The sequence below is a fragment of the Microbacterium canaveralium genome, assembly GCF_047238045.1.
In the GTDB taxonomy this organism is placed as follows: Bacteria; Actinomycetota; Actinomycetes; order Actinomycetales; family Microbacteriaceae; genus Microbacterium.
Map to the genome: position 1 here is coordinate 2,605,596 of NZ_JBDFMA010000003.1, position 24,571 is coordinate 2,630,166.

Genomic DNA, 24,571 nt, shown 5'->3' on the forward strand with positions numbered 1-24,571 from the left:
GGGGGGGTGGATCAGCGCGAGGCGAAGGCCGCGAGAAGACGTTCGGGATGCCGATCGAGGTAGGCCCCGCTCGCCCGCGTGGAGACGACGGCCGCGACGGCCGCCAGCACGAGCGCCGCGCCGAGGACGACCGCGACCGGGATGACGGGCTGCACCCAGGTGTTCATCCAGCCGATGCCGTACACGATGGCGAACGCGAGACCGAAGGCGGCGAGCATTCGGACCGACAGGGTGCTGCGGTCGCCCTGCGGAGCCTCCTGGTCGTACGGATTCCACGCGCTGCACGCGGCGCCGACCGCGAACGAGAGCAGCAGGGCGGCGAGCGCGGAGACGAGCGCGAGAGGGACCTGATCGGCGAACCCCGTCGCGATGCCGAGACCGATCGTGAGCAGAGCGACGCCGGGGACCAGGAACAACGAGACGGCCAAAAGCTTGCCGCGCAGCACGCTGGCGAGAGACCCGCCCGTCTGGACCGTGAGCTCTACCCCGCGGCCGTCGAAGCCGAACAGGTTCAGCAGCGCGCTGGCGCCCATCGCCACCGAGCCGACGGCGACGGCGAACGGCAGGCCGGTCGCGTGCACCTGCGCGCCGGCGAACATGACCCCCACGACCGGCCCCAGCACAACGAACTGCGCCGCTCGCGGCGCACGGAAGAAGTAGTAGCGCAGATGCTGGCTCGCCGCCGCGAGAACGGGCCCCGCGCGGAGCCCTCTCAGCACGAGGGGCACCAGCATCAACCCGGCCGCCGAATGGCGGTGACCGGATGCCACGGCCCTCGCCGTGTGCCCCTTCACATGGAGGCGCAGAGCGAAGCCCCAGAGCATCACCGCGATCCCGATCGTGGTGATCACGACACCCACCCGCGCGATCGCGCCGACCGCGTCGCCGCTCTCGAGCACGTACGCCAACGCTCCCGCGGCACCTGGAGGCGTCCAGGTGAGGATCGCGACGAGGATGGCTCCGGCATCCTCGGCCGCCCCCAGCAGGGGACGGAGAAGGTGGGGCAGGACGTAGAGCGTGAGGATCACGAGCGTCGATAGGACCACGGCGACGTCGCGGCCCCGCCGCGCCGTGAGCGCCTCGGCGAACAGCGCTCGCACAGCGCAGGACGAGGCCACGCAGAGCACCGTGAACAGCAACGCCGCACCGACGGCCACGGCCCGATCCATCAGCCCGACGTTGGTCGCGGCGACTCCTCCCGCCGCGGTGAGGAACGTCGCGGCGGCGGTCGGCGACGCGAGACCGCCCAGGAGCAGGCCCGTCACCTGCTGGGATCGCGTGAGCGGGTACTGCTCGAGCACGGCCGGGTCGACGATGTTCGACGTCGGCACGGGGACGGCCAGGGGCAGCACGATCCAGCCGCCGAAGACCGCGACGAACAACAAGAGGACGAGCAGATCGCCGAACGGGGAGCCTCCCGAGTCGAGGAAGGCGACCAGGAATCCGCCCGCGAGGCCGACGAGGATGCCCAGCGCCCACGCGAGCACGAAGACGACGATGCCGAGGCTCGACGTGCGCGCGCCGCTGATCTGGAGCGCTAGCTTCAGGCGGGCGAGGACGAAAGCCACGACAGATCTCCTTCGGCGAGCTCGCGCCCCCCGACGATGTCGACGAACGCGTCCTGCAGCGACCCGCCGTGCGAAAGCTCGGCCACGGTGCCTTCCGCGACCAGGGCGCCGCGGGCGATGATCGCCACGCGATCGCACAGCTTCTGCACGACGTCGAGAACGTGGCTTGAAAACACCACGGTCCCGCCGCCCTCGCGGAACCGCTGCAGCATCTGCTCCATCACCTGAGTGTTGACCGGATCGAGGGCACCGAACGGCTCGTCCAGGATGAGCACGCGCGGAGCGTGGAGCATCGCCACGGCCAATCCGACGCGCTTGGTCATACCGAGGGAGAAGTCCGCGATGGGCCGCCCGGCGTCCGCCTCGAGATCGAGCACTCGCAACAGGTCGTCTCCGCGGGTGCGGATGTCGGCAGCCGACATTCCTCGCAGCATCCCCGTGTAGTCCAGCATCTCTCGCGCCGTCAGGCGACCGAAGAGGGATGGATTGTCGGCGACGTAGCCGAGCACCGCTTTCGCCCCTCGCGGATTCGGCCATACGGCGAGCCCGGCGACCTCGATCGATCCGGCATCGGGTTCGAGAAGTCCGGCGATCATGCGGATCGACGTCGTCTTCCCCGCGCCATTGGGTCCCGCGATGCCGTAGAACGTCCCCTCGGGAATCGTGAGATTCAGACCGTCGACGCTCGTCACGTCACCGAACTTCTTGACCACCGCCGTGGCCTGGATAGCCGCCCCCATGACGCCGAGATTAGGGGAGACGCCCGAGCCGACACGTGGATCTCGCCAATCGGCCGAGATCTGCGTGTCGCGGCCTCGCGAGGACGGGCCCCCGTCCGATGTCTGCGGGCCGAGGTACCGTTGCGGCACTCGGCCGGAGGAAGGTTCCGGCACACGTGACCCACTGGCACCCCATCCTCGCCGCGGTCGAGGGCCCGACCGGGACGTGGCGCATGATCGACCCGCACGGGCATGAGTACGGGCGCGTGGAGATCCGGCGCGTCTCGCCGGAGGACCGCGTCGTGTACAAAGCCGTGCACGGTGACGAGATCATCGGATGGGCGACGACGCTGCGGCTCGCATGCTTCAACGTTCACATGGCTTTTCTTGCATCCTTGCGCCCGGGCGGTGCTCCCGCCGCGGACTGGGGTGAATTGACAGGAAATGGTCGACGGCCGGGTTGATAGCCCATTCAAGGTTTTTGTTTACTCCTCGGCAACCTTCAAATTTCGCGAATGGATCCCACCGGTGCCACGATGTGTTCGGGAGGAAATTGATGGCACGCGTCCGCACCGTCACGCACGGATACCGGCTCGCCACCGGGTGGGAGAAGATCGACAAGCGTCCCCTGACGCCCGAGGTCGCCCACGAATTGCGATCCCACGGGTACACCATGGTCGTCGCGAAGCGGGGGCTTTTCGACGCGCGAGAGATTTCCCTCAACCAACTGCCGCAAGGTCGCTGAGAAGATTATCTCGCCTAATTTAAAAATACGCTGATTAAACTAGTATCGCTAATATGCAGCACGATTGACACGAGGAATGGACAGCCCGGGATGACGGCACCGTCACCCCGGGCTTTCCTTTTTCTGAACCGCACACCAGGACGTATTCGGCGCGACCGTTCCGGAAGCGTCGGCGCGCCTCAGAGGCGCGTCTGCGGGCGCACGAGACCCCGGGTCGGTGGAGTCGATCGCGAGTTCGCGGGCATGGCGGGGGTGCCTTAGACGGGTGTATGCCGCGGGGGGGATCAGATCGCGCGCATGCGGTTGTTGCGCGCGTCGTGAGTCACCTCGGCGAGCCCGAGCGCCTCCCCCAGCGGGGGCAGACACATGCCGAGTTGCCCCCGGTAGCCCCCGCGGGTGCCGTACCAGCCGCCGACGGGGTTGGATGCCGATCGCCCCGACGCCTCGACGGTGCCTTCGGCGACCGGCTTCCGCTCGTCCGCCGCACCCAAAGGCACCCAGCCGCCCTACGCGCGGAGCCCCGCACGGAGGTCGTCGATCGCGCGAGCGTGATAGGTCAACCGCCCTCGGGCTCTTGGCTCGCCCTGGCGTGCATCTGTCGTCGGAGACGGGCCGCCAGGGCCTTTTAATCACCCACACCGCGGCCGTGCCGGCGGGTCACAACGCCCGCCAAATCGACGCGAATCGAATACGAGCCCACTCGGGGGACGTTGACGCCGCTTGCGCAATGCCCGTGCAGCGCACATCCACGAAAAGTCCTCTCACGACGGTCGGTGCGGGAGGCCCAACCCCAGCGCGATAGCCATGCCGGGCGGATATCGCAAGGCACTGCTGTTGCGACATCCGGAAATTCGTGCGAGCTAATCGCAGGTCACGTGGCGATTCAGTCGTCACTGAGAACTACCGAAGAGTTCCGAGCCTTCCCATTTGGCTGCACGCGCACAAATATGGCCGACGACGCGACAGAGGATGAAGCAGGAGGGTGAGATGAACATGTGCCGAAGGTTGACCATTGTCGGAGCCGTCCCGCTTGTGATGGCACTGGTGGCGTGCGCACCAGAGGCCCCGAGCCCATCCCCGACGCCTACTACCGCGATATCGACAACGCCCGCTAGGCCGTGTTGATCAAGTCTGATTTGATCCAGATGAGCGTGGCGGCGAGGCTGACGGCGGCTCGGTAGCTGCGGAGGAGTTTGTCGGAGCGCATCGCGATGCCGCGCCACTGCTTGAGCCGGTTGAAGCAGCGTTCGACGACGTTGCGGCCCTTGTAGCGTTCCTTCTGCTGTTCGCCGAAGTCGATCGGCCGGCCCGGCTTCTTGCGGCGGTGCGCGACCTGGTCATCACGCTCCGGGATGGTCGCGGCGATACCGCGGTCGCGGAGCCAGGCCCGGTTCGCCTTCGACGGGTACCCCTTGTCGGCGAGCACCCGGTCCGGTCGGGTCCGTGGCCTGCCCTTCCCGTCGCGGGGGACGCGGATGTCCTCGAGTACTGCGGTCATCATCGTGGTGTCGTTGATGTTCCCGCCGGTGATCATCATCCCCAGCGGCCGGCCGCGACCGTCGCAGACCAGGTGCAGCTTGGTCGTCAACCCGCCACGGGAGCGTCCGATCCCGTGATCAAGCGGCTCGAACCACGGATTCTTGTGATTCGGCAGAGCCCCCTGTGTCCCGCTTCAGGGTCGCGCCGTGCTGATGCACACGAGCGATCGTGGAGTCGATCGAGACGACCCAGTCGATCTTCCCCGCGGCGTCGGCCCGCTTCTGCACCTCGGCCAGCAGCTTCTCCCAGGTGCCGTCCATGGCCCAACGGTTGAACCGCTTGTAGATCGAGTTCCACTTCCCGAACCGCTCCGGCACATCCCGCCACGGAGCCCCGGTGCGGTACTTCCACGCCATCCCCTCGACAGCCAACCGATGATCCGCCCACGGCCTCGACCTCCCGGACACCGTCGGCATCAACGGCTCCATCACGGCCCACACCTCGTCAGAGATCTCCTGTCGCGTCACCGCTCAAGACTCACCCACCGAGGAGCGAAACCTCTTGATCAACACGCCCTAGTAGCACCACTGGCGGAGAACATTTCGCTGGCCAAGGAGAGAAGATCCTGGAGCACTATCCCCGTGCGGTCCCTGCTGGGAACTTCTCCGGGAACAGGGACGAAACCGTCGCGCTACCCGCGACCGATCTCAACGCTCCCGTTGAGGTCGTGCTTCTTCTCACCTGCACCGGCACGAACGCGTACTCGATCGCTGTGGAACAGGCGCACTCGAACACCGTCGGCGCCACATGCGGCACGGCGGGCACCTCGATCGCCGCCGTGCCGCTCGACGACCCGTCACAGCCGACGACTCTGCAGATCAACGTCCCGGACGGGAGCGATTACTGGCTCACCACTTACTACACACGAAAGGACGGGTGAGAAATGAACACGGCAGGTCAACGATGGGCACCATCTCGGCTGGGCAAACCAACGAAGTGCACTCGTGACCACGCGCTTCGATGCTGCCGAGCACTCGGAGTCCCGCGATGCGCAGAAAGTCGCGGGAGGAGATACGGCGATCGTTTGAGTAGGACAGTCAACCTGTCCGAGATGTAGCGGGAGCGGGGCTTGAACCCGCGACCTCACGATTGTGTATCCCGCCGAATCGAGGGTTATTGCGGGGTATCGCTGCGTCCGTCTGCCCAGCACGCCCATGGCCTGTCTAGATCAGGTGCTATCAGCGATTGTCATCCAATCTGCGGGGTAGATGCGGGGTTCTCTCGCTGTCGTTCTTCCTCCGCGCGCAGCGCAGCCTCATAGTCCTGCTGCTCGATCGCGTCGCGCATGATGATGGCTGCGGCTCGTAGCCGCTCGGCGGGGGTCATGTCCTGGATCCTCATGCGCACCACGATCCCTCATTTCGGATGAGGGATCGCGCGCACGGGGTCGCGGAGCGCGATCCCGCTCGTCTCGGATCGATCCGCCTGGCGGATGGTATCCCTGGCCACCCAACCGCTCGATCGTGAGGGGGGATGCAGAGTGCGCACCCCCTACACCTGCGCGAAGGGGGATCCGAGATAGATCGGCCCCCTGGTGGCGTGATTCGGAATCATGGGACGATGCGCGACGATCGATACCTCTCGCCGGCGATGGTGTGCGAGCTCATCCCTGGGATGACCCTCGACATCCTCGCCGTCCGGCGCCACCAGAGGCTGATGCCTCCGTACTACAAGCCGAGCGGCAACACCGTCGTCTACCGAGAATCCGAGATCCACGAGTGGGTCGCCAACTCTCGTGTGGAGACGCGATGTGGGTAGATGCGGCCGTCCGTTTATGGGTACTTCAGCGGCACTCGACGAAGTCGCTGCGCGCCGACTGCGAACACATAAGGGCCGGCCTTGTCGGCGAGCCTGTGGATCCGCGCTTCGTTGGCGACGAGCCACTCAAGCATGGTGGGACCCGTCACGCTTGAGCTGCTGAGGACGAAGACCTGCGCGTCGTTCATGTACACGGTCTGAGCTTCGATCGCGACGCGGGCGATGCGTTCATCCTTCGACAGGCACACCTCCCCAGCACGTGTGGCGTCCTCGATCCATTGTGTGTCCGCGAGCTGCTGACCAGCCTCGCTGCCGTATCGCTCGTTCATCGTGGTCACTGACCACCCTCGCTCGCGGAGCCCGTTCGGGACGACATCAGTCGTTCGTAGAGCGTCGCGTCGGGAGACAGTCGGGTGCGGATCTGTTGGACGGTTTCGACGAGCAACCACTCCGCGAGGGCCTGTCCAGCTTGATCGACTGTCAACATGGGCCAGCCGGCCGGTCTGGAATCCTCGCTCACAGTTCGTTAACCTAGGGGTCAGACGACCTACTGCGGTAGGAGACAAAGGTCCCGGTTCAAGTCCGGGTCGCCCTAGGGCGGGAGCGCGAGAGGCAGCGCAGCATGCAGCCCCCACCATCGAGTGGGGGCTCATGTCGTTAGTAGAGTTGTGGTGCGCGGCCACGAGTCCAGGCTTCCCCCAGCACCAGACTCGTGGCCGCGCCTGACTCCGTTCACACCATGCGTTCGCTGAGGAGCAGACCGTCCGGGCTGCTAGCGACGTGCATCATCTTCTCGACCAGCTCGATGTCGAGCTGGGGCTGTCGACCGCCGAAGAACTGCAGCACGAGCGGTATAGACGGACTGATGAAGAGCGAAGCGTGGCCACCGTTGGGCGTTGGGATCTGCAACATGAAGCTCTCCCCGCGCCGAAGCTTGTTCATTGCCACCACACGGAAGTGTGCAAGGAGACGGTCGTCGATGTCGAAACTCGCAGCCGTGGAGTCGTAGATCAGTCTTCCCACGTCGTGATGATAGAGCGACGGGGGACCCCGTGCGCAATCGACGTACCCGTATCACGCTGGACCTTGCGCTGTGGCCCCAAGACCGGCCTCGGGTGGGATGCGGAGGGCGTATGTTGCACGGGTGCAGCAGTCGATCGAACGCGCGCATCTCACCATCGGCGGGGTGACCCACGCACTTGCCCCGACCGAAGACGTTCGCGAGTTGAAGGACGGGATCGTTCAGGCCATCCGAGCGGGAGGCGACTTCGTCGAGGTGACCATCGACACCGGGCAACGTCTGAGCTTTCTCATCGCTGCGCCTGTCTCCGTGGTTATATCCGTGGAAACGGTACCCATCGCTGCCGACACCGCAGACCGGCCAACCGAGCCTTGGCGGCCTGGCTATGACTACGACATCGCCTACGACGACGACACCCCCTACGACACCATCTGACCCCACCGCTAGCCGGACACCTCATCCACGGCGCCCACCCACACCCAGCAGCGGTGCTCGGTCTCCTCGACGTGGAAGACGATGCCGATCGCGTCGGGAGTCCACCGTGCCGCGAGAGCGTCGACCCGCACGGGCACGTCACCGAACCGCACCCACGCCTTGACCTTGCGCCGACGCTTCGGGTCGACCGTCAGCGGCACCTCGTCGAGGCGGAGTTCGGTGGGCGTGAGCGTCTGCAGCGTGGCGCCGCGGGGCGCCGCGGTACTCGAACCGGTAGAGATCCGTCATTGGATACCCATCACCCCCAGGCGGAGGGCATGCAGGCCGCCGTCCGCATCGACGTAGAGCGCGTAGCCGCCGGTCAGGACGAGTGAGCGCCAGGCTTCGCGCACCTCCTCCACGGTGTTGTGAAACGTGATCTCAGGTGCGTCAGGCATTGCTCGATTCCTTCCTGGGCCGATACGGGCTCCCGGGGGCCGCCGTGAAATCCCCAGACTTGTACAAACTGCGAACACGAGCCTCGGCCGCGCTCCGTCCCCTGGGGGCGAGGGGTCCCCGGGTGGGGGTCGGCGCCGCGGCGTGGTGGCCGCGGCGCCGTGGTCGCGCAGGGATCCTCGTGGCGGGTTGTCCCTTCGTTCCCGGGTCCAGCAGGAGGTGCACCGTGGGGTGGAGGCTGGGGGTGACGTTGACGCGACGCATGGTGACGAGCAGACCTCAGTAGTCCGTGAGGCCGAGTGCTGCTCGTGCGGTCTTCTCGGCGGCGTTGGCATCCTCGGACGCCCACCGGTCCTGATCCGACGTGTTGCCGTACGGGATATGCGGCTCGGTCGGGATGTGCAGGTTGGGGCGTCCGGCGGCGACGGCGCGCGCGACGCGCATCGGGCGACCTGAGGAGGCGAGCGTGTCCCAGTACGCCTGCACGTCTTCGAGCATCGCCTCGAAGGGGTGATAGTCCCTCCCAAGGTCGAGCACTCCGGCCTGGTGGAGGGTGCTGATCAGGTCGGCGATCGCCCTCCACGTCTGCGCATCCCGCTCGAGCTGCGTGTACGTGTCCCCGTGGCCGAGGCGGGCTGCATCTCCGATGCTCATCACCCCGTAGGGGATCGTCTCCGCGGCCTCCACGATCCGGGCGGCGACTTCGTCGAATCGGGGGCGGAGGATCGCGAGGATGTCGGAGCGGCGGAAGATGCGGACGGCATCCCCGTGCAGCTCGTCGGCGGCGTTGTCGTAGAGGTTGGCTACGTTCGCGGCGTGCTCGGTGTTCTGGGCGTGCGCAGCGCGGTCGACGGCCACGATCACGGCGTCCTCGTCGTCCAGGTTGATCGTGGCGAGGAGCCGGCGTCGCCCGGCCGTGTGGGCCTGGTGTGCCTTCTCCTTAATCTTGAGGATGCGGTGCGCGCGCTCGTTCGCGGCGATCACGCCGGGGAACGCGTCGGCGATGTTCACGCCGATGTCTTCGATGGTGTCGAGCCACTCGATCAGATCGAGGTGCTTGCTCTCGTTCACGAGGTAGTTGGCCATGTGGGGTGTCCTGTTCGTGTCAGCGGCCGATGGCCTGGTCGAGGATGTCGTCGACATCGCTGGTGCGCCCGAGCGCGCGGTCGACGACCTGATCCGGAGTCAGATCGTCCACCTCGTCGCGGTCTCGTTCGTTGTCGGTCATGGGGCGTCCTTTCGGAGGTGAAGGTGTCCAGTAGTGGACACCTCGGATGTTCAGGCGGTGTGCTGCTCCACTAGTACGGGGGTGCTGGTCTTCTCGAACGCCTCACCCCAGAAGCCGTCGTCGTCGCCGTCATGGGCGGACCACTCGCATTGCTGGCACGCGTACCAGGTGCGGCCGTGGCCGTCGCGGGGCGGGGAGACGATGACCGTCTTGAAGTCGCACTCTGGACACGGGTTCGCTGCCCAGCGTCGGCGGTCGCGGATTGGCCAGCGTGCTGCAGCTCGCGCGAAGGTCCAAAACGTCGGGTTGTCTGGCATCTCGAGCGCCATCATCAGCGGCCACCACTCGGCGACAGATTGAGGATCGTTCGCGAGGTCGTCGAATCGGGCGAGGATCCCGCCCACGATCAGTCCCGCGGCATCCCGGGTCTGCTGTGCGTCCGCCGACGCGGGGAACCCCTCTCCTTGGAGGATGATGCCGAGGTCGCGGAGCGCGTCGAGCATGTCGACGCTGGTGGGGGCCTTCTCGGCCGGGTCGGAGCGGCCTCGTGCGTGGCTGAGGCGGTGTGCGGAGGTGAGATGGGATCGTTCGCGGATGTGCTCGATCAGCTCCGGCGCGGTCTGGAAGGCGGACCACAGGCGGCCGTAGCAGTAGGCGCAGACTACGACGCCGTCTCGTGCCGGGCGTGGCTTGCAGCCTCCGCACTCGCCATCGTCGCGGCCGTAGTCTTCACATGCTGCGAAGTGCTCGCCCCGCTGAGTGCACCCGCGCGCGCAGTCCCCGGTCACATGGTCTCCTCGTCGTCGATCGGATAGGCCACGCCCGCCCAGAAGCCCGCCAGCGGTCGCGCCGCAGTGGCGTAGGCCTCGCACGCCCGCCACACCCGGCAGGCGGCGCACACGGCGCTCAGCGCGGCGACGTCGGGCGTGTGGGAGGTGAACCGGGCATCGTCCGCACACGCGGCGGGAAGGCGGCCGAGAACGGCCGTCAGCGCGTCCAACTCGGCAGGTGCAGCCCGCGTCTTCGGTGCGGCCGGCTCGGCTACCTCCGCCACCGGGACGGTCAGGATCCCGGCCACCACGGCCGGGGGACGAAACCCCGTCACCGGGCAGACTCAGGACGACCTGCCGCGCGCCCGTCATCGCGGCGGCCGCACCCACACCAGCCCGACACCGGGTCGAAGCTGTGGCGGTGGGTTCGGACGCTCTGGATGCGGGCTGGAGCTGGTCGGGGTGCCAGGCGGATACCGCCGCCCAGGCCACCGCCGAGCTCGGCGTATGCGTTGCTGCGCTCATCCATCGTCGTCTCCGTTCTGTGGTTCCGATCGCTTCTTTCGCAGGGCTGCCAGATGTGTCATGCGCGCATCCCCGCACAGCCCGCAGGGGATCCCTCCCGACCCTGAAGGCATGTGCTCGGGGCAGAAGCTCGGGGGCAGGTCGTCGGGATCGAGTCCGGACGTGTCCCCCCACGGGAGCCCGCCCCCTCCCTCCCCCCTCTTATCGGTACGCCGTCCGGATGCCGTCCGGACGGTTCCGACAGGGGCGGCGGGGGTGGGATCTCCGAGCGCTTCGGCTTCTCCGGGGGTGTGTGATACCTCGATGTCACCTGGAAGTACTGCCGCCCGGCGACGACGTAGCTTCGAATGAAGCCGATCTCTTCGAGCACGAGCACGCTCGTCTCGATCACGTCCTCGCTCGTCCACTGATCGTTCGTGAACGCCTGCCCCTTGATCGAGCGGACGTTCAGCCGCGCCCGGCCCTCGTCGTCCGCCAGCATCCGCAGCGCGATCGCCACGAACCGCACGGTCGGCGTCTGTTCGCCGAGATCCTCGTCCTGCATCTCCTCCGGAGTCAGGAACCGTCGTTTCGTCATGGGCATAGCGCAGCGTCCCCGCCAAGATCGTGTCGACGGCGCGGTTCACGTCCCACCCGTCGACCCAGAAGCATTCCGTCCATCCGGACCCGTCGTGTGGGAGCAGGTCGGCTCCCTCGACGGCGGACGCGAACCGAGGCTCGAACTTCTTCCGCATGGCCTGCAGCGCGCCACGCTCCCACGACGCGGGTGTGTCCGGGTAGAACATCACCACGCGCGGGGAACCGACGCCGCGGCGGCACAGCTCCCGCAGGCGCCGCTCCGAGCCGCATCGTCCGACCTTCATCACGTCGAAGTCGGCCCAGTAGACCGCGTACAGGTAGGCGAGCTTCCGCACGGGTCACCCGTTCTCCTTCTGCTGGCGATCGTCGACCAGCGCCGTCGCCGCGGCCGCTCGGGACGGGTGCAGACCGGTAAGAGGCCCGCCGCGCCGGCGGATCGCCTCCCATCCGTCCGCGCCTCGCCGCACAGTGCCGACGTAGTCCCCGCGATAGGTGACCGACTGCAGGCCCAGCCCTGGCATCGCCGAGAAACGACACTGCGCTCCCGACGAACTCACCGAGTCACCAGCCTGGGGTTCACGACCGCCGGGGTCGTCTGGTCGATCATCATCTCGAGCTCAAGCTGGATTAACGGGTCACTGACGGGAGTGCCGAGCATCACGTACTCGACCCAGCGCCGACGGTCCTCCGGGTAGCGTCGCCGGTACATCACTCCCACCGCCTTGCAACGGGAGAACAGGACGCCCAGGTCACCGATGCGGCTCGCCCGTTCCTTCGCGCGCGCGCGATCCTCGATCGTCGCGTCCGCGAAGTGGGCCAGCGTGTAGCCCGCCGAACCGGACAGCCGCGCGATGCGAAAGTGCACTCGAAGCAGGAGAGAGCCTCCCGCGTTGTCGGAGTAGTAGACGTGGTTCGGGGCGTCGCTGCCGCTGATCCGGAGCGCCCCCTCGCGCATCTCGTCCTTCTGTGCCAACATGGTGATATTCATTTCGGTGCCCTCCTGGGGTGCTATACCCTCGCGTCCGGTTGCCGCCGGCGCGGGGGTTTCTTCTTGCGCGAGATCCGCTCGCGCGGCGGAGACGGTTGCGAACTCGCCGACGTCGTGGCCATGCATCAGGCTCGACCGCCGCCCGATTCGAGCGACTCGAGCCAGCGAAGGACGTCTTCCCGCAGGTATAGGCAGCGAGATCCCGCCTTGCGGAAGCGCGGGCCCTTCCCTTCCACGGCCCACCGAGCGAGGGTCGGCATCGAGATGCCCGTGAAGTCCGCCACGATTTTTCGGGTTGCCACTGCGGGTAGCTCCGCGATTTCGGATACGTCGCCACGACTATCTCCTGTCTTCCAATGACGAGCGACGTGACGCAAGATAGTCAGTCGCTGACTGTTCGTTGAAGTCTGCCACGTCATGCACGGAGTAGTCAACTGTGACGGTTGTCGATATCTGGGTATAGTCAGCGCGTGACTAACTCTGCCTCGCTCGCCGCCTGGGAATCGGAGTACGCGCTGCGCGTCGTGCATTCCGTGAACGAGCTCAGGAACTTCATGGGACTCTCCATCCCCGCCTTGCGGGACCGCCTAGAAGAGGTGGGGTGGAAAGTCGGTCTGGACACCCTCAATGGCATCCTCAGCACGAAGAAGCGCAAATCATTCAGCGTTGGCGAGATCTTTAGCTTCGCGAGCGCGCTGCGCGTGCCGCCCGAGTTCATCCTTCTCGGCCTGCCTTCGGCTGAGGACTTGCCTGAATCACCCATGCTCCCTGACGCGTCAGTTTCGGGAGCGTTGCGATGGTTGCGCGGAGCGTCCGATTCGGTGCTCCGTGGCTCCTATCTGAATCCGCTCGAGACGTACGCGCGCCTTCTCGCAGACATACGGCGAGAGAACGCCATCTGGCACCTCGGCGGGGAGGCGCGTGTTCGCGATGAGCCCGGCGGGAGCGTGCGGACCATCGATTACCTGATCGACCGCATGCGGGCGCAGCTCGATCATTGGCTTGCGAATATGACGGCCGGGGCATTGGTTCCTCAGCTCCCCGAGCCCCCGGCATCGTTGCGACCATACCTGGAGCGCCTCGAGTATCCGGACGCCCCCATAGCTGACTTGCTGGACGAGCGCACGGTGCGCGTCGTAGGCGAGGACATGGATCGTCTGGAGGCGGCGCAGCGAGAATTCGAACGACTGAAGGCCGCGAGCGATGGTCCGTCCACGAACGCCGCTGAGTAGCTACGGCGTCATCTCCGTCCAGGCCGTCGAGTACGTCGAAGGGGCGACTGGGCGGAGAGCGCTCCGGGTCAAGCCAGACGCCGACCGGCGAAAGCATCAGCTCTGGCGCGCCCGCACGAGATACCGATTCGAGGACGGAAAGTCTCGGCAGGTGGAGCGGTTCGGCGGGTCGGCCGCGAAGGCGGAGAACGCGCTCAAGGAAGCCCTCAAGACCGTACAGGCCTCGACCAGGGCGGACGTGAAGCGGGAGACCCGGCTCCGGGATCTGGGCGAGCGGTTCCTGGCGGCGAAGGCAGGCCGGGCGCCGCGCACGGTCGAGACGTACGAGCGTGCCGTCCGCAAGATCATCTCTCCCCGCATCGGAGACCTCGCGGTGAGCGAGGCGACCCCGGACAGGCTGCAGCGGTTCCTGGAGTCGATCACGGCCGAGGTGGGGGTGGGGACAGCAAAGACCGTCCGGTCCGTACTGTCCGGGATGCTGGGGCTCGCCACGAGGGCAGACGCCGTCCGGTCGAACCCCGTGCGGGAGTTGGCGCCGCTCGAGCAGAAAGCGCAGGGCGCAACCCCTATACCTCTCGCGGACCTCGCCGGCATCCTCGCGAAGCTCCGCGCTGACGAGCGCGCAAAGGCGATCGACCTCGTCGACCTGGTCGAGTTCGTCGCGGGCACCGGAGTCCGCATCAGCGAAGCGTGCGCGCTCGCCTGGGACGACGTCGATCTCGAGGCGGGCACAGCGACGATTCGGGCGAATGCCGTGCGCGCTACCGGCCGCGGCGTGATCCGGCAGACCCACACGAAGACGGACGCTGGCACGCGCCGCATCCGCCTTCCTGGGAGCGTCCTCGGCATCCTGGGCGACCGGCGCGTCCGCGGCGGACCGAACTCGCATGGGCTCGTGTTCCCGACCGTGCTCGGGAACCTCCGCGACCCACGCAACACCGCGAGGGACTGGGCGCTCGCCCGCACCCGGCTCGGGATCGCCGACTACACGTTCCACAGCTTCCGGAAGACCGTCGCAACGGCGCTCGATCAGGCAGGCCTCACGCCCCGCGACATCGCGGAGTACCTCGGGCACGCGGACCCGTCGCTGACGATGGGCACGTACATGTCGAAGACGGTCGGCGGAAACCGGGCAGCGGACGCCCTCGACGCGGTTCTCGGCGCGTAGGCTTGCACATCTGTCACATCTGTCTCATGCTTAGGCCATGCTCCGCCGTGCATTGACCGCAGCAGGAAGCGCGCGCCGTCTATGACGAAGGGGCGCCGGTAGAATCGACGCCCCTCGCCCCTCTCACCCCATCAGGTCAGCCCGTTGCAGCGGACTGTTCGACCAGATAGCGGTACGCGCATTCGCCCTTGCGGTCGATGCACGGCGGGAACGTAGCGCCCACCTCATGGTGGGTCACCTCCCCATACTGGTCAGTCCAGAATCCCGCGAACGGGACGCGCTGACCGGTCTTCCAGAGTCCATCGGGACCCTTCGGCTCGTGGTGCTTCACGCTAATCACCTCCTCTCGCGGTATCGTCTCGGCATGACACTGATCGCCTTCCCGACGGAGCGGGCTCAGCGAGCAGCCGGCGAGCGCACGTGCGTGTGCGGCTCGACGTGGTTCAGGCTCGAGCGAACGAACCTGCAAGGCGAACGAACCGGCGGGGTCGTCAACGTTGACGCCGACGGCCGGATCGTGGGGTGGTCGGGCGAGCTGCTCTGCAACGAGTGCGGCAGACACCAGTAGCCCCGACCGAATACGGCCAGGGCTGGATCGTTTCGCGGGGTCAGTGATGCACGCGATGCTCACAGGTCTCTACCTCAATCATGATCAGCAGCTCGTTCGCAAACATGTCGCGATCCCTCCCAAAGTCGGCTGACGGTCCTGGTGTGTGTGGTGGATCCGACCATAGGGAAGAGAACGCCGACCGAGGTTCCGACACGCCGATGCGCGGCTGTAAACGAAAGAACCCCCGCCCGGTGTAGGGCGGGGGTTCTGCTGATCGAGAGGTGAGCCTGCACCACACACGCTGACCTTGGGAGCAATTCTGAGTGTAGGAGCGCAGCGCCCGCAGTGTGGGACGACACGGGCGTGTCGCGAATCGAATGTGCGGGGTTTGTGCGGGATTTTGCACCCCATAACGACAGCAGCCCCGGCGGAAACCGGGGCTGATCTGGCGTATCTGTAGCGGGAGCGGGGCTTGAACCCGCGACCTCACGATTATGAGTCGTGCGCTCTCACCAACTGAGCTACCCCGCCGCGCGGCATCCGGTCTTCGAGAAGGATGCCTTGAGCCCCGAGTCAGGATTGAACTGACGACCCCTTCCTTACCATGGAAGTGCTCTGCCACTGAGCTATCGGGGCGTACCCGGATCACTCCGGGCAACTAGAAGAGAATATCAGAGCGAGGCGGCCTCTTCTAATCGAGGGAGTGACGCCCGGCGTTCGCGCGGAGCCACACGATCGGGTCGATGGCGACCGTACCGTTCATCAGGATCTCGAAGTGCGTGTGGGCACCGAACGAGTGGCCTGTGTTGCCCGTGTGGCCGATCACCTGGCCGACGTGCACGACATCCCCGGGCTTGACCTGCAGCGAGCCATACAGCATGTGGGCGTAGCGGCTCGAGACGAGCTGGCCGTCGATCTTGTGGTCGATCACGACGACGACACCGTAACCGCCACCGGCCTCTGTGGCCTCGCGGACCGTGCCGTCGGCGATCGCCTGGATCGGCGCACCCTCGCCCGGGACGAAGTCGGCGCCCTCGTGCATGACACCGTCACGCATGCCGAAGCCGTAGGTGATGCCGACACCCACGGCGAAGGGCCATTGGATGGCCGCCGACGTGTCGTTGACGTAGAAGTTGCTGGGGTTCTTGATGCCCGTGTCCGCCGCGACCTGCGCGTACGTGGCAGCGGAGTAGCCGTCCGCTCGATCGACGACCGCGGCCTGCGACTGCGCCGGAGCGACGTAAGCCTGGATGGAATCGCCGCCGACATCGCCACCGCCCACGGCGAGGTTCTGCGTCGCGACGGTTTCGGCGGACGCGACGTTCGCCGTGCCGTTGGCGGACGCGAGCGCGCTGACCGGCATCGTCATGCCGACGGTGAGGAGGCCGACGACGCCCATGACCCCGATGGAGAAAGAGGCGGCGGCGATGCGACGACCGTCACGCCGGCGGGGTGCGGCGGTCGCGGGAAGACCCTGCGCCACTGGGCGCGCCGCGGCGGCGACGGGCTGCTGAATGGCGGTCTCGCCCGTGAACGCGAACAGGCGTGCGGCGGCCTCGAACTCATCGGCGGTGTCATCCGCGACGACGGGCTTGCTTGCCGGCTCGGCCTCCTCGGCAGCCGACAGCCCCTCGGTGGCGTCGCTGGCGAGGCCGAGAACCGGCTCGTCGATTGCGCGCGATTCATCGACGGGGGTCGACGCGACGACGGTCGACGCGTCCTCGACGGGCGCGGGACGCCGACGACTCCGGCGTGTGACCGGAAGCGTGATCGGCGAGGTCGGGAGGGTCACCGGGGTGGTTGCCTCGGCGGCGTCGGAGCTCTGCAGGATCACGGCGACGTCATCGGAGCCGCGTTCGTCGACGACGGTGACATCGAGGGCGTCGGATGCCTCGGCCTCGGTCGTCGCGGCCGGCTCGGCGTTTGTCGTGACAGGAGCGGCGGAACGCGACGAGCGGCGGCGCGGAGCGGGGAGCGTCGGCTGAATCGTCGCGGCAATCACGGTCTCGACGATGGCGGCGGCGACCTGCTCGACGATCTCGGGCTGGGATGCGACCTCTGCGTCGACCGGTGCCGGGTCGAGGATGAGCGGCTCGGCGGCAGAATCTTCGACGACCACGGATGCCGCGGCAGTGTCCTCAGCAGCGGCGGGAGTGGTGCGGCGACGCCTCTCGGCTCGCGTCGGCTCGGTGGCGACGGGCGTGGCGGAGGGGCGACTGGATCGCCGCGTGCGGGCGGGCTCAGTCTCTGGGGCTTCTGACGGCAACGCGCGGGGGCTCTCGGTTCATGTCGCGGGCGCGACGGCTTCGGGCTTTCGGGCTTGCGCCATTTCCGCAGGTTCGGGTCGCGAAAATAACGAACAGGTAACTACCCTAACCCGGCCTGTCTGGGAATGCCATCAAGGCGTCGGCTTTCACAGCTCCGGTTCGAGGATCTCCTCGAGTCGGCCGTAGATCCCGGGGCTCGCGGCGATGACCATGCCCTTGCCCGGTCGCCCGCCCGGCGCGCCGCCGACCATGCCGCCGGCCTCCTCGACAAGCAGCACCCCCGCGGCGTGATCCCACGGGTTGGTGCCCTTCTCGTAATAGGCATCCATTCGTCCGGCGGCGACGGAAGCAAGATCGAGCGATGCGGCGCCGATGCGGCGGATATCGCGCGCGATGGGCATGACGCGGGCGAGCCTCTCGAGCGTGGGCCCGTGCGTGGCGGGGTCGTAGCCGAAGCCCGTGGCGATGAGTCCTCCGGCGGGGCCCACCTCGGCCGTGACCGCGAGGCGTTGCTCACCGAGCCAAGCGCCACCGCCGCGCAAAGCACGGAACATCTCCCCCGAAACCGGGTTGTAGACGACGCCGGCCACCGCGCTCCAGGTCGCCGGGTCGTCGGATCCTTCGACGGCCGCAATGCTGACGGCCCACGCCGGAATCCCGTACGCGTAGTTGACGGTGCCATCAATGGGGTCGACGACCCACGTGATACCGCTGCGGCTCTCCTGCGCCGCCGATTCCTCCCCGAAGAATCCGTCTTCGGGGCGCTCGCGCTTCAACTCGGCGCGGACGAAGGCCTCGACCTCCTTGTCGGCGGCGGTGACGATGTCGGCCGCGACCGACTTCGTGGCGATCTCCAGTCCCTCGCTCCGACGGCGGACAGCCAGATCCCCGGCTTCGCGGGCGATGCGGGTGGCGATCTCGAGCAGGTCTTCGGCGAGGGTCATGGCACCCACGCTATCGGGATGCCACCCCTGGGCGGTGTCGGACGGGGTCGCTAGCGTGGGCATATGAACCCCCCGGAGACCACTCGATACGACGTCGTCATCGTCGGCGGCGGGCACAACGCCCTCGTCGCCGCGGCCTACCTCGCGCGCGCCGGACGCTCGGTGGTGGTCTTGGAGAAACAGGATGCCGTCGGCGGCGCCGCCGTATCGGAGCGCCCGTGGGCGGGGGTCGACGCCCGCCTGTCGCGCTACTCGTACCTCGTGAGCCTGCTGCCGCGCCGGATCATCGACGATCTGGACCTGCGCATCGACCTGCGCCGGCGGCGATATTCGTCCTACACACCGGATCCCGCGGATCCCACGCGCGGCATCCTCATCGACACCCAGGATGCCGAAGCGACCGCCGCCTCCTTCACCCGGACGCTCGGCGACACCGACGAGGCCGAGCGGTTCGCGGCTCTCGGCGAGCGCCTCGCGCCGCTCGGTCGCGCCGTCTTCCCGACGATGACCGAGCCGCTGCCGACCGCCGACGAGGTGCGCGCACGGCTGGCGGACGACGAACTGTGGGTATCGCTGACGGAACGGCCGCTCGGTGAACTCCTGCGTTCCTCACTCGGCAGCGACCTGGCTCGGGGCATCGCGTTGACCGACGGCCTCATCGGCACGTTCGCGTCGTCGGACGACCCCTCCCTCGCACAGAACCGGTGCTTCCTCTACCACGTCATCGGCGGCGAGACCGGGCACTGGGACGTGCCGGTCGGCGGCATGGGCGCGGTGACGGCCGAGCTCGAACGTGCGGCGCGCGAAGCGGGGGCAGAGATCCGCACGGGTGTCGAGGTGATCTCGGTGTCGCCTTCCGGCGAGGTCCACACCGTGACCGATCGCCCCGAAACGTACGTCGGCGACGTGGTGCTCAGCGGGGTCGGGCGCGCGGTGCTCGCGCGGCTGCTGACCTCCGGTGGCACACCGACCGAGACACCCGAGCCCGAGGGCGCGCAGGTCAAGGTCAACATGCTCCTCTCGCGGCTCCCCCGGTTGAAAGACGCCTCCGTCACCCCCGAAGCCGCCTTCGCCGGAACCTTTCACGTCAACGAGACGATGACCCAGCTGGATGCCGCTTACGCTGCGGCATCCGCGGGTCTCGTGCCCGAGCCGCTCCCGGCCGAGATCTACTGCCACTCGCTGACCGACCCCTCGATCCTCGGCGACGAACTGCGGGCGAGCGGGGCACAAACGCTCACGCTCTTCGGGCTGCAGGTGCCGCACCGGCTCATCGACGGTGAGGATCGGGTCGCCGCCGGGGCGCGGCTCCTCGCCGCGGCGCAGCGATCGTTGGACTCCGTGCTCGCGGAGCCGCTCCGGGACTGCATCGTCGAAGGACCCGACGGCCGCTTGTGCATCGAGGCGCGCACGACGACCGACCTGGAGCGGTCGCTCGGAATGATCGGCGGAGACATCTTCCACGGCGGACTGTCGTGGCCATGGCTCGAGGGCGCCGCCGACGACCTGGGCGCCGCCGAGCGGTGGGGAGTCGAGACGGGGCACGCGCGGATACTGATGTGCGGATCCTCGGCCCGGCGAGGCGGAGCCGTGAGCGGCATCGGCGGTCAGAACGCGGCGATGGCGGCACTGGAGATCCTCCGGCGCGGGTAGGGCGGGTGGTGGATGCCACGCGGCCCGGGGGCGGGTGGCGGATGCCAGGCGGCCAGGGGGCGGGTGGTGGTGGATGCCACGCGGGCCAGGGGGCGGGTGTGCCACGCGGTCCAGGGGCGGGTGTGCCAGGGCGGGCCAGGGGCGGGTGGCGGTGGATGCCATGCGGGCCAGGCGGCGAGTGGCGGTGGATGCCACGCGGGCCAGGCGGGCGGGGCGTCGGCGCGTCAGCGTCCGCCTCGGGTGCCAGCGTTCGGGACGTCGAGTCCGGGGGCGCGGAGGCGGCGGGGCGACTCGGGCGTGCGTGGCTTGAGTGCCGGGCGGCTTCAGTCTCAGGGTTGGCTCGGATGCCGGAGCGTTGGGCGACGGGCGCGTGGGGAATGGCGAGCGGCTGAGGCATCCGGAGTCACGGCAATGGGGGCATCCGCGGCAGTGGACGAACGGGCGTCCCCGACTGGTGGATGCCGACAGCGACGTCTCGGGTGATGTCCGGGACCGCGAGGGTGAGACTGCCGCAATCATTCGAAGCTTTGTTCTAAACTCAAGCCATGCCCGCCACCCCGCCTCTCGACGCCGAATCGTCCGACGTCGAGCGGGAGCGCGTGCGGATGCAGGTACTCGTGCAATCGATTCGCGACGAGTCGGCGCGGGCGGCGCGCGTGCAGGCCTCGCTCGTGACGCTCCGCGCGGAGGCGTTGCAAATTGCGCTCGATCAGGTGGCGCGCTCACGCTCCCGGGAGAGCCGAGAGTGTGAGATGCCGGTTCGTTCCCTCGCGCTCGAGATCGCCGTGGCCACTCGCAGTCACGACCTCACTGTGCAGAAAGAACTCTCCGACGCACACACCCTGGTGGAGAAGTTTGCCGCGACGGTGGGCGCCCTCGCGGAGGGACGCATCGGGGTCCGTCACGCTCAGGCGATCCTGGAGACGGGGATCGTTCTCGACGATGACGCGACGCGCGCCGGGTGGGAGCAGGTCGTCCTCGCCCGCGCGGAGCGGGACTCCCCCGGTCGCGTGCGCGCTTTCGGGCGAGAGCTCGCGGAAAGCGTGCATCCGGTCGGGATGACGGAGCGGCACGCTCGTGCCGCCGCATCGCGCCGCGTGAGTGTGCGAGATCTGGCCGACGGCATGGCCGAGCTGAGCGTGATCCTGCCCGCCACGGTCGCCTACGGCATCCGCGACCGTCTGCGCCGGCAGGCCGCGGCGATTCGTGCCGCGGGGGCGGCCGGTGAGGCTGCGGGATCAACAGCCCCACCCGACCGCGGAGACGAAACGCTGAGCACCGATGCCCACGATGCGACAGACGTCGGGGCCGTCGACAACGGCGGGACGGTCGACGCGGAGGCCAGGGCGGACACAGACGCCGACGTGGGTGATCAACATCCGCATGACAACCGCACGCTCACGCAGATCACCGCGGATGTCTGCGCCGACCTCCTGCTGACGGCAACGCCCGCAATCGACCCGACGACAGACGCCATCTGCCCCGGAGGGCTGGGCGCCATCCGCGGACACGTGCAGGTCACCGTCCCGGTGATGACGCTCCTCGGCCGAACAGATGTGGGGGCGAGCATCGATGGCCTCACACCCATCGACCCCGAGACGGCGCGACGCCTGGCCGCGCACGCGCCCGGATGGGATCGCGTTCTGTGCGACCCGGTGACGGGGACGGTGCTCGAGGTCGACCGGTACGCGCCGACGACCTCGCAACGTCGATTCCTAGCCGCTCGCGACCGACACTGCCGCGCTCCCGGATGCCGTGCGCCGATCACGCGCTGCCAGGTCGATCACAACCACGAGGCTCACAAGGGCGGTCCGACCCGGCTCGACAACCTGTGCCACCTCTGCGTTCGTCACCACACGCTCAAGACGGAGACCGAGTGGACAGTCACCCAGGAGCCGGACGGCACGTTGCGGTTCCAAAGCCCTCTCGGACAAGACCATCGCGAGAAACTCCCCGGGCGGGTTCTGTTCGTGCCGGATGCCGATCCACCACCGTTCTGACTTGCACCCTGGTGATTAACGCCGTGCGGATCCACGCCGCGCGGATCCACGCCCAGCGGATGCACGCCGCGCGGATCCACGCGCCGGACGAGAAGCCTGACCCAGCCCGCCCGGCGACGGCCACAACCACAACCGCGATCACGCGCAGCACGCAACGACGAGGTGTCGCCGCCGCCTGGACTCGCGTCCCTGGGGAATCATCACGACCGCCCGGTCACGCCCCCCAGCTCAGACGGAACGTCAGACACGACGCCTGCCACCGCCCCGAGCCTGACGTCGGACCCAACGTCGGACACGACCCCTGCCACCACAGCCAGCGCTTCCGCCAGCCGCACCGTGGTCGGCTCGGCGTACCCGAGGACGAGACCAGCCGGAAGGTCGGTGGGCGCATCGGGGAATGCATAGGCACCGAGTCCGGTGACCAGCACTCCTCTCGCAGCGATTCGCGCCACCAGCCGCGACTCCTCCCCCGGCGACACCGCGGGAAGAAGCGCGACGGCGTGAAGGCCCCCGTTCATCGCCGCGAGCTGCACGTCCGCGACCGGCTCCAACGCCTCGAGCACGAGTCGCCTCCGATGGCGGTAGTCACGCCGACGACGGGCCGTGTGGCGGGCGAGCGATTCATCCGCCAAGTAGAGGGCGAGCGCGTGCTGCGTCACGGTCGACACCGACAGGTCGAGGTCCGCCCGCGTCTCGCGCAGGCGGTCGCGCACCGCTCCGGAGGCGACGACCCACCCGAATCGCAACGCGGGGCTCAGCACCTTCGACAGCGTTCCGATGAGGATCACCCCCTGCGGATCGAGCAGTCGGAGGGGCGGCAGCGGCGCACGGCCGTGCGGAAACTCACTGTCGTAGTCGCCCTCGATCACCATGGTCCCCGTGGCGCGCGCCCAGGCGACCAGGCGTGCACGCGCAGCGGCGTCGAGTCGGCTCCCGAGCGGATAGTGATGGTGGGGCGTCACGATCACGGCATCCAGGTCGTCGTGTTTCTCGACGGTATCGAGATCCAGACCTTCCCCCGGGGTGACGGGGAGCGGGACCATCTCGACGCCCACGCGTTCGAGGATCATCCGCACCCGCGGATAGCCGGGATTCTCCACCCCGAAGCGTCGGATGCCGTCCGGCCGCCGCGCCGGGAGTGCCAGAGCCGCGAGCAGCAGAGCGTCGCTCGTCCCGGCCGTGACGATCACATCGCCGGGGTCGACCACCACCCCGCGAGTGCGTCCGAGGTGACGGGCGATCTCAGCACGCAGGGCCGGCGAGCCCTGCTCATCAGAGATGTCGGACTCGGGATCCGTGGAACTCGCCCGGCGCCACGCCGACCGCCAGGCTGCGTCGGCGAGTCCGCGCGTCCCCGGCCGCCCGGGAAGCAGATCGATGAAAGCGGATGCCGACGCGGTCGGGGTCGTCGACACCAGCGCGGGCACGACCGCGTGGCGCGGAAGCGCAGCGACGATCGTCCGTGCCCCCGGCCGCGCGAGAAGGTATCCCTCGCCGACCAGAGTGTCGTAGGCGGCGACGACCGTCCCGCGCGCGACACCGAGGTCATCGGCCAGCACCCGGGTCGACGGCAGAGCCTCCCCCGCGGCCAGCCGCCCCTCGACGACCGCGGCACGCAGCCCCTGGGTGAGCTGCGTGTGCAGCGGCACCGACGAGGACCGATCGAGGATGCCGGCGGAGATCACGGATGCCAGTATCCCACTGGACCAATCAGCACCAAGGGAATCGGTCTAGGACTCGGTCCGCTCAAGGCGGTGCAATCAGAAGATGACCGACCTGCCGCTCACCCCACTCACCCGCGTCCGCCGCCTGCCGCACCACCAGGTCACCGACCGAGGCGCGCTCTACGACATCATCGACGGCGCCCTCGCGGCCACCGTCGCGTTCGTGCGCGACGGGCGCCCCATCGCCCTTCCGGTCGGAATCGGCCGCGACGGAGACGATGTCCTCATCCACGGCTCCACCGGCAGCGACTTCTTCCGCCGGATCGCCGACGGAACGCCGGTGTGCCTCACCGTCACCCACCTCCTGGGGCTGAAGTACGCCCGGTCCCTGTTCGACAGCTCGATGCGGTACCGCTGCGCGGTCGTGCATGCCGTGGCATCCGTCGTCCCTCCCGAGGAGAAGGAGGACGCCCTCCTCGCGCTGTCCGAGCACCTGATGCCCGGCCGGCCGGCGGAGGTCCGCCCCATGACCTCCCGCGAGCTCGCCGCCACCCTGGTGCTGCGCGTGCCCCTGGCCGAAGCCAGCGTCAAGGACAACGCCGGATCGGCGGTGGAAGAAGACGGCGACGGGGAGGACCGGGCGGTGTGGGCGGGACTGCTCCCGCTGCGGGTCGTCGCCGGCGAGCCGGTCACCTCGGCCCAGACGATCGCGGGCACGCCGGTCCCTGTGTCGGTCCGCCGTGCCGCCGAACGGGTGGCATCCGGCGGCACGGCGTAGGGAAG

Annotated in this window: 31 protein-coding genes and 2 tRNA genes; 10 read left to right on the top strand and 23 right to left on the bottom strand. The window is 68.1% G+C overall.

Annotated features, from left to right (window positions below):
• Nucleotides 1–11: 11 nt before the first annotated feature.
• Together ABC271_RS13455 and ABC271_RS13460 are read right to left on the bottom strand one after the other, a co-directional pair.
• The gene (locus tag ABC271_RS13455; protein ID WP_412925346.1) at nt 12–1,568 is read right to left on the bottom strand and encodes a hypothetical protein; all 1,557 of its coding nucleotides are present in this window, start codon (nt 1,566–1,568) and stop codon (nt 12–14) included.
• Nucleotides 1,544–2,308: an ABC transporter ATP-binding protein gene (locus ABC271_RS13460; RefSeq protein WP_412925347.1), complete on the bottom strand. Its 765-nt coding sequence runs from the start codon at nt 2,306–2,308 to the stop codon at nt 1,544–1,546. The genes ABC271_RS13455 and ABC271_RS13460 overlap by 25 nt, the downstream gene beginning before the upstream one ends.
• 155 nt (nt 2,309–2,463) lie before the next feature.
• Here ABC271_RS13460 and ABC271_RS13465 point away from each other — a divergent pair, with 155 nt between their 5' ends.
• Both ABC271_RS13465 and ABC271_RS13470 read left to right on the top strand, forming a co-directional pair.
• A complete protein-coding gene (locus tag ABC271_RS13465) occupies nt 2,464–2,751 on the top strand; it encodes a hypothetical protein (protein ID WP_412925348.1) in 288 nt (95 codons plus the stop codon).
• A gap of 92 nt (nt 2,752–2,843) precedes the next feature.
• Complete coding sequence (locus tag ABC271_RS13470) at nt 2,844–3,032, top strand: alternative tryptophan synthase beta-subunit (protein WP_412925349.1); 189 nt, start codon at nt 2,844–2,846, stop codon at nt 3,030–3,032.
• 284 nt (nt 3,033–3,316) lie between these two features.
• On the opposite strand, the gene ABC271_RS13475 is transcribed toward ABC271_RS13470, so the two are convergent.
• Nucleotides 3,317–3,529: a DUF6855 family protein gene (locus tag ABC271_RS13475; protein ID WP_412925350.1), complete on the bottom strand. Its 213-nt coding sequence runs from the start codon at nt 3,527–3,529 to the stop codon at nt 3,317–3,319.
• Between the two features lie 614 nt (nt 3,530–4,143).
• Nucleotides 4,144–4,999, bottom strand: a protein-coding gene (locus ABC271_RS13480; protein WP_412926131.1) for an IS5 family transposase whose coding sequence is annotated in 2 segments (ribosomal slippage) — nt 4,144–4,680 and nt 4,682–4,999 — 855 coding nt in all. Because the reading frame shifts where the segments join, the coding sequence is not laid out codon by codon here.
• A gap of 239 nt (nt 5,000–5,238) precedes the next feature.
• Here ABC271_RS13480 and ABC271_RS13485 point away from each other — a divergent pair.
• Nucleotides 5,239–5,451, top strand: coding sequence for a hypothetical protein (locus tag ABC271_RS13485; protein ID WP_412925351.1), 213 nt, complete (start codon nt 5,239–5,241; stop codon nt 5,449–5,451).
• A 308-nt stretch (nt 5,452–5,759) separates the two neighbouring features.
• Here the strand turns inward: ABC271_RS13485 and ABC271_RS13490 are convergent, their stop codons facing one another.
• Entirely contained in the window at nt 5,760–5,897 is a 138-nt protein-coding gene (locus ABC271_RS13490; protein ID WP_412925352.1) for a hypothetical protein, read from the bottom strand.
• A gap of 234 nt (nt 5,898–6,131) precedes the next feature.
• On the opposite strand from ABC271_RS13490, the gene ABC271_RS13495 reads away from it, so the two are divergent.
• Nucleotides 6,132–6,329 (top strand): helix-turn-helix transcriptional regulator, encoded by a 198-nt coding sequence (locus ABC271_RS13495; protein ID WP_412925353.1) that lies wholly within the window; start codon nt 6,132–6,134, stop codon nt 6,327–6,329.
• Between the two features lie 14 nt (nt 6,330–6,343).
• On the opposite strand, the gene ABC271_RS13500 is transcribed toward ABC271_RS13495, so the two are convergent.
• Complete coding sequence (locus ABC271_RS13500; RefSeq protein ID WP_412926169.1) at nt 6,344–6,982, bottom strand: PIN-like domain-containing protein; 639 nt, start codon at nt 6,980–6,982, stop codon at nt 6,344–6,346.
• 79 nt (nt 6,983–7,061) lie between these two features.
• The gene (locus ABC271_RS13505; protein ID WP_412925354.1) at nt 7,062–7,352 is read right to left on the bottom strand and encodes a DUF7882 family protein; all 291 of its coding nucleotides are present in this window, start codon (nt 7,350–7,352) and stop codon (nt 7,062–7,064) included.
• Nucleotides 7,353–7,473: 121 nt separating this feature from the next.
• Here ABC271_RS13505 and ABC271_RS13510 point away from each other — a divergent pair, with 121 nt between their 5' ends.
• Nucleotides 7,474–7,785: a hypothetical protein gene (locus ABC271_RS13510; protein ID WP_412925355.1), complete on the top strand. Its 312-nt coding sequence runs from the start codon at nt 7,474–7,476 to the stop codon at nt 7,783–7,785.
• Between the two features lie 8 nt (nt 7,786–7,793).
• Here ABC271_RS13510 and ABC271_RS13515 read toward each other — a convergent pair whose 3' ends face one another.
• From ABC271_RS13515 to ABC271_RS13560, 10 genes are all read right to left on the bottom strand, one after another.
• The gene (locus ABC271_RS13515; RefSeq protein ID WP_412925356.1) at nt 7,794–7,985 is read right to left on the bottom strand and encodes a hypothetical protein; all 192 of its coding nucleotides are present in this window, start codon (nt 7,983–7,985) and stop codon (nt 7,794–7,796) included.
• A gap of 84 nt (nt 7,986–8,069) precedes the next feature.
• Entirely contained in the window at nt 8,070–8,222 is a 153-nt protein-coding gene (locus tag ABC271_RS13520; protein ID WP_412925357.1) for a hypothetical protein, read from the bottom strand.
• 277 nt (nt 8,223–8,499) lie between these two features.
• Complete coding sequence (locus tag ABC271_RS13525; RefSeq protein ID WP_412925358.1) at nt 8,500–9,306, bottom strand: hypothetical protein; 807 nt, start codon at nt 9,304–9,306, stop codon at nt 8,500–8,502.
• Between the two features lie 19 nt (nt 9,307–9,325).
• Complete coding sequence (locus tag ABC271_RS13530) at nt 9,326–9,448, bottom strand: hypothetical protein (RefSeq protein ID WP_412925359.1); 123 nt, start codon at nt 9,446–9,448, stop codon at nt 9,326–9,328.
• 50 nt (nt 9,449–9,498) lie between these two features.
• Complete coding sequence (locus tag ABC271_RS13535) at nt 9,499–9,951, bottom strand: hypothetical protein (protein ID WP_412925360.1); 453 nt, start codon at nt 9,949–9,951, stop codon at nt 9,499–9,501.
• 281 nt (nt 9,952–10,232) lie between these two features.
• A complete protein-coding gene (locus ABC271_RS13540; protein WP_412925361.1) occupies nt 10,233–10,553 on the bottom strand; it encodes a WhiB family transcriptional regulator in 321 nt (106 codons plus the stop codon).
• Between the two features lie 248 nt (nt 10,554–10,801).
• Nucleotides 10,802–11,320: a hypothetical protein gene (locus ABC271_RS13545; protein ID WP_412925362.1), complete on the bottom strand. Its 519-nt coding sequence runs from the start codon at nt 11,318–11,320 to the stop codon at nt 10,802–10,804.
• Nucleotides 11,321–11,660: 340 nt separating this feature from the next.
• Entirely contained in the window at nt 11,661–11,843 is a 183-nt protein-coding gene (locus tag ABC271_RS13550) for a hypothetical protein (RefSeq protein WP_412925363.1), read from the bottom strand.
• Between the two features lie 32 nt (nt 11,844–11,875).
• Nucleotides 11,876–12,436: a hypothetical protein gene (locus ABC271_RS13555; RefSeq protein ID WP_412925364.1), complete on the bottom strand. Its 561-nt coding sequence runs from the start codon at nt 12,434–12,436 to the stop codon at nt 11,876–11,878.
• Nucleotides 12,436–12,840: a helix-turn-helix transcriptional regulator gene (locus ABC271_RS13560; protein ID WP_412925365.1), complete on the bottom strand. Its 405-nt coding sequence runs from the start codon at nt 12,838–12,840 to the stop codon at nt 12,436–12,438. The genes ABC271_RS13555 and ABC271_RS13560 overlap by 1 nt, the downstream gene beginning before the upstream one ends.
• Here ABC271_RS13560 and ABC271_RS13565 point away from each other — a divergent pair.
• Both ABC271_RS13565 and ABC271_RS13570 read left to right on the top strand, forming a co-directional pair.
• A complete protein-coding gene (locus ABC271_RS13565; protein ID WP_412926191.1) occupies nt 12,781–13,542 on the top strand; it encodes a hypothetical protein in 762 nt (253 codons plus the stop codon). The genes ABC271_RS13560 and ABC271_RS13565 overlap by 60 nt on opposite strands.
• Complete coding sequence (locus ABC271_RS13570; protein ID WP_412925366.1) at nt 13,514–14,710, top strand: site-specific integrase; 1,197 nt, start codon at nt 13,514–13,516, stop codon at nt 14,708–14,710. The genes ABC271_RS13565 and ABC271_RS13570 overlap by 29 nt, the downstream gene beginning before the upstream one ends.
• Nucleotides 14,711–14,846: 136 nt before the next feature.
• Here the strand turns inward: ABC271_RS13570 and ABC271_RS13575 are convergent, their stop codons facing one another.
• The 5 genes from ABC271_RS13575 to ABC271_RS13595 form a co-directional block, all read right to left on the bottom strand.
• Entirely contained in the window at nt 14,847–15,272 is a 426-nt protein-coding gene (locus ABC271_RS13575) for a hypothetical protein (protein ID WP_412925367.1), read from the bottom strand.
• 445 nt (nt 15,273–15,717) lie between these two features.
• Nucleotides 15,718–15,791: transfer RNA gene (locus ABC271_RS13580), tRNA-Met, on the bottom strand.
• Nucleotides 15,792–15,824: 33 nt separating this feature from the next.
• Nucleotides 15,825–15,896, bottom strand: a tRNA-Thr gene (locus ABC271_RS13585).
• A 55-nt stretch (nt 15,897–15,951) separates the two neighbouring features.
• On the bottom strand, nt 15,952–17,379 hold the full coding sequence (locus ABC271_RS13590) for a M23 family metallopeptidase (RefSeq protein WP_412925368.1): 1,428 nt from the start codon (nt 17,377–17,379) through the stop codon (nt 15,952–15,954).
• A 294-nt stretch (nt 17,380–17,673) separates the two neighbouring features.
• Entirely contained in the window at nt 17,674–18,471 is a 798-nt protein-coding gene (locus tag ABC271_RS13595; protein WP_412925369.1) for an inositol monophosphatase family protein, read from the bottom strand.
• 63 nt (nt 18,472–18,534) lie between these two features.
• On the opposite strand from ABC271_RS13595, the gene ABC271_RS13600 reads away from it, so the two are divergent.
• Together ABC271_RS13600 and ABC271_RS13605 are read left to right on the top strand one after the other, a co-directional pair.
• A complete protein-coding gene (locus ABC271_RS13600) occupies nt 18,535–20,124 on the top strand; it encodes a phytoene desaturase family protein (protein WP_412925370.1) in 1,590 nt (529 codons plus the stop codon).
• A gap of 545 nt (nt 20,125–20,669) precedes the next feature.
• Nucleotides 20,670–22,124, top strand: coding sequence for an HNH endonuclease (locus ABC271_RS13605; protein ID WP_412925371.1), 1,455 nt, complete (start codon nt 20,670–20,672; stop codon nt 22,122–22,124).
• A 200-nt stretch (nt 22,125–22,324) separates the two neighbouring features.
• Here ABC271_RS13605 and pdxR read toward each other — a convergent pair whose 3' ends face one another.
• On the bottom strand, nt 22,325–23,809 hold the full coding sequence (pdxR, locus tag ABC271_RS13610) for a MocR-like pyridoxine biosynthesis transcription factor PdxR (RefSeq protein WP_412925372.1): 1,485 nt from the start codon (nt 23,807–23,809) through the stop codon (nt 22,325–22,327).
• Between the two features lie 82 nt (nt 23,810–23,891).
• On the opposite strand from pdxR, the gene ABC271_RS13615 reads away from it, so the two are divergent.
• Nucleotides 23,892–24,566: a pyridoxamine 5'-phosphate oxidase family protein gene (locus ABC271_RS13615; protein WP_412925373.1), complete on the top strand. Its 675-nt coding sequence runs from the start codon at nt 23,892–23,894 to the stop codon at nt 24,564–24,566.
• The last annotated feature ends 5 nt before the right edge of the window (nt 24,567–24,571 follow it).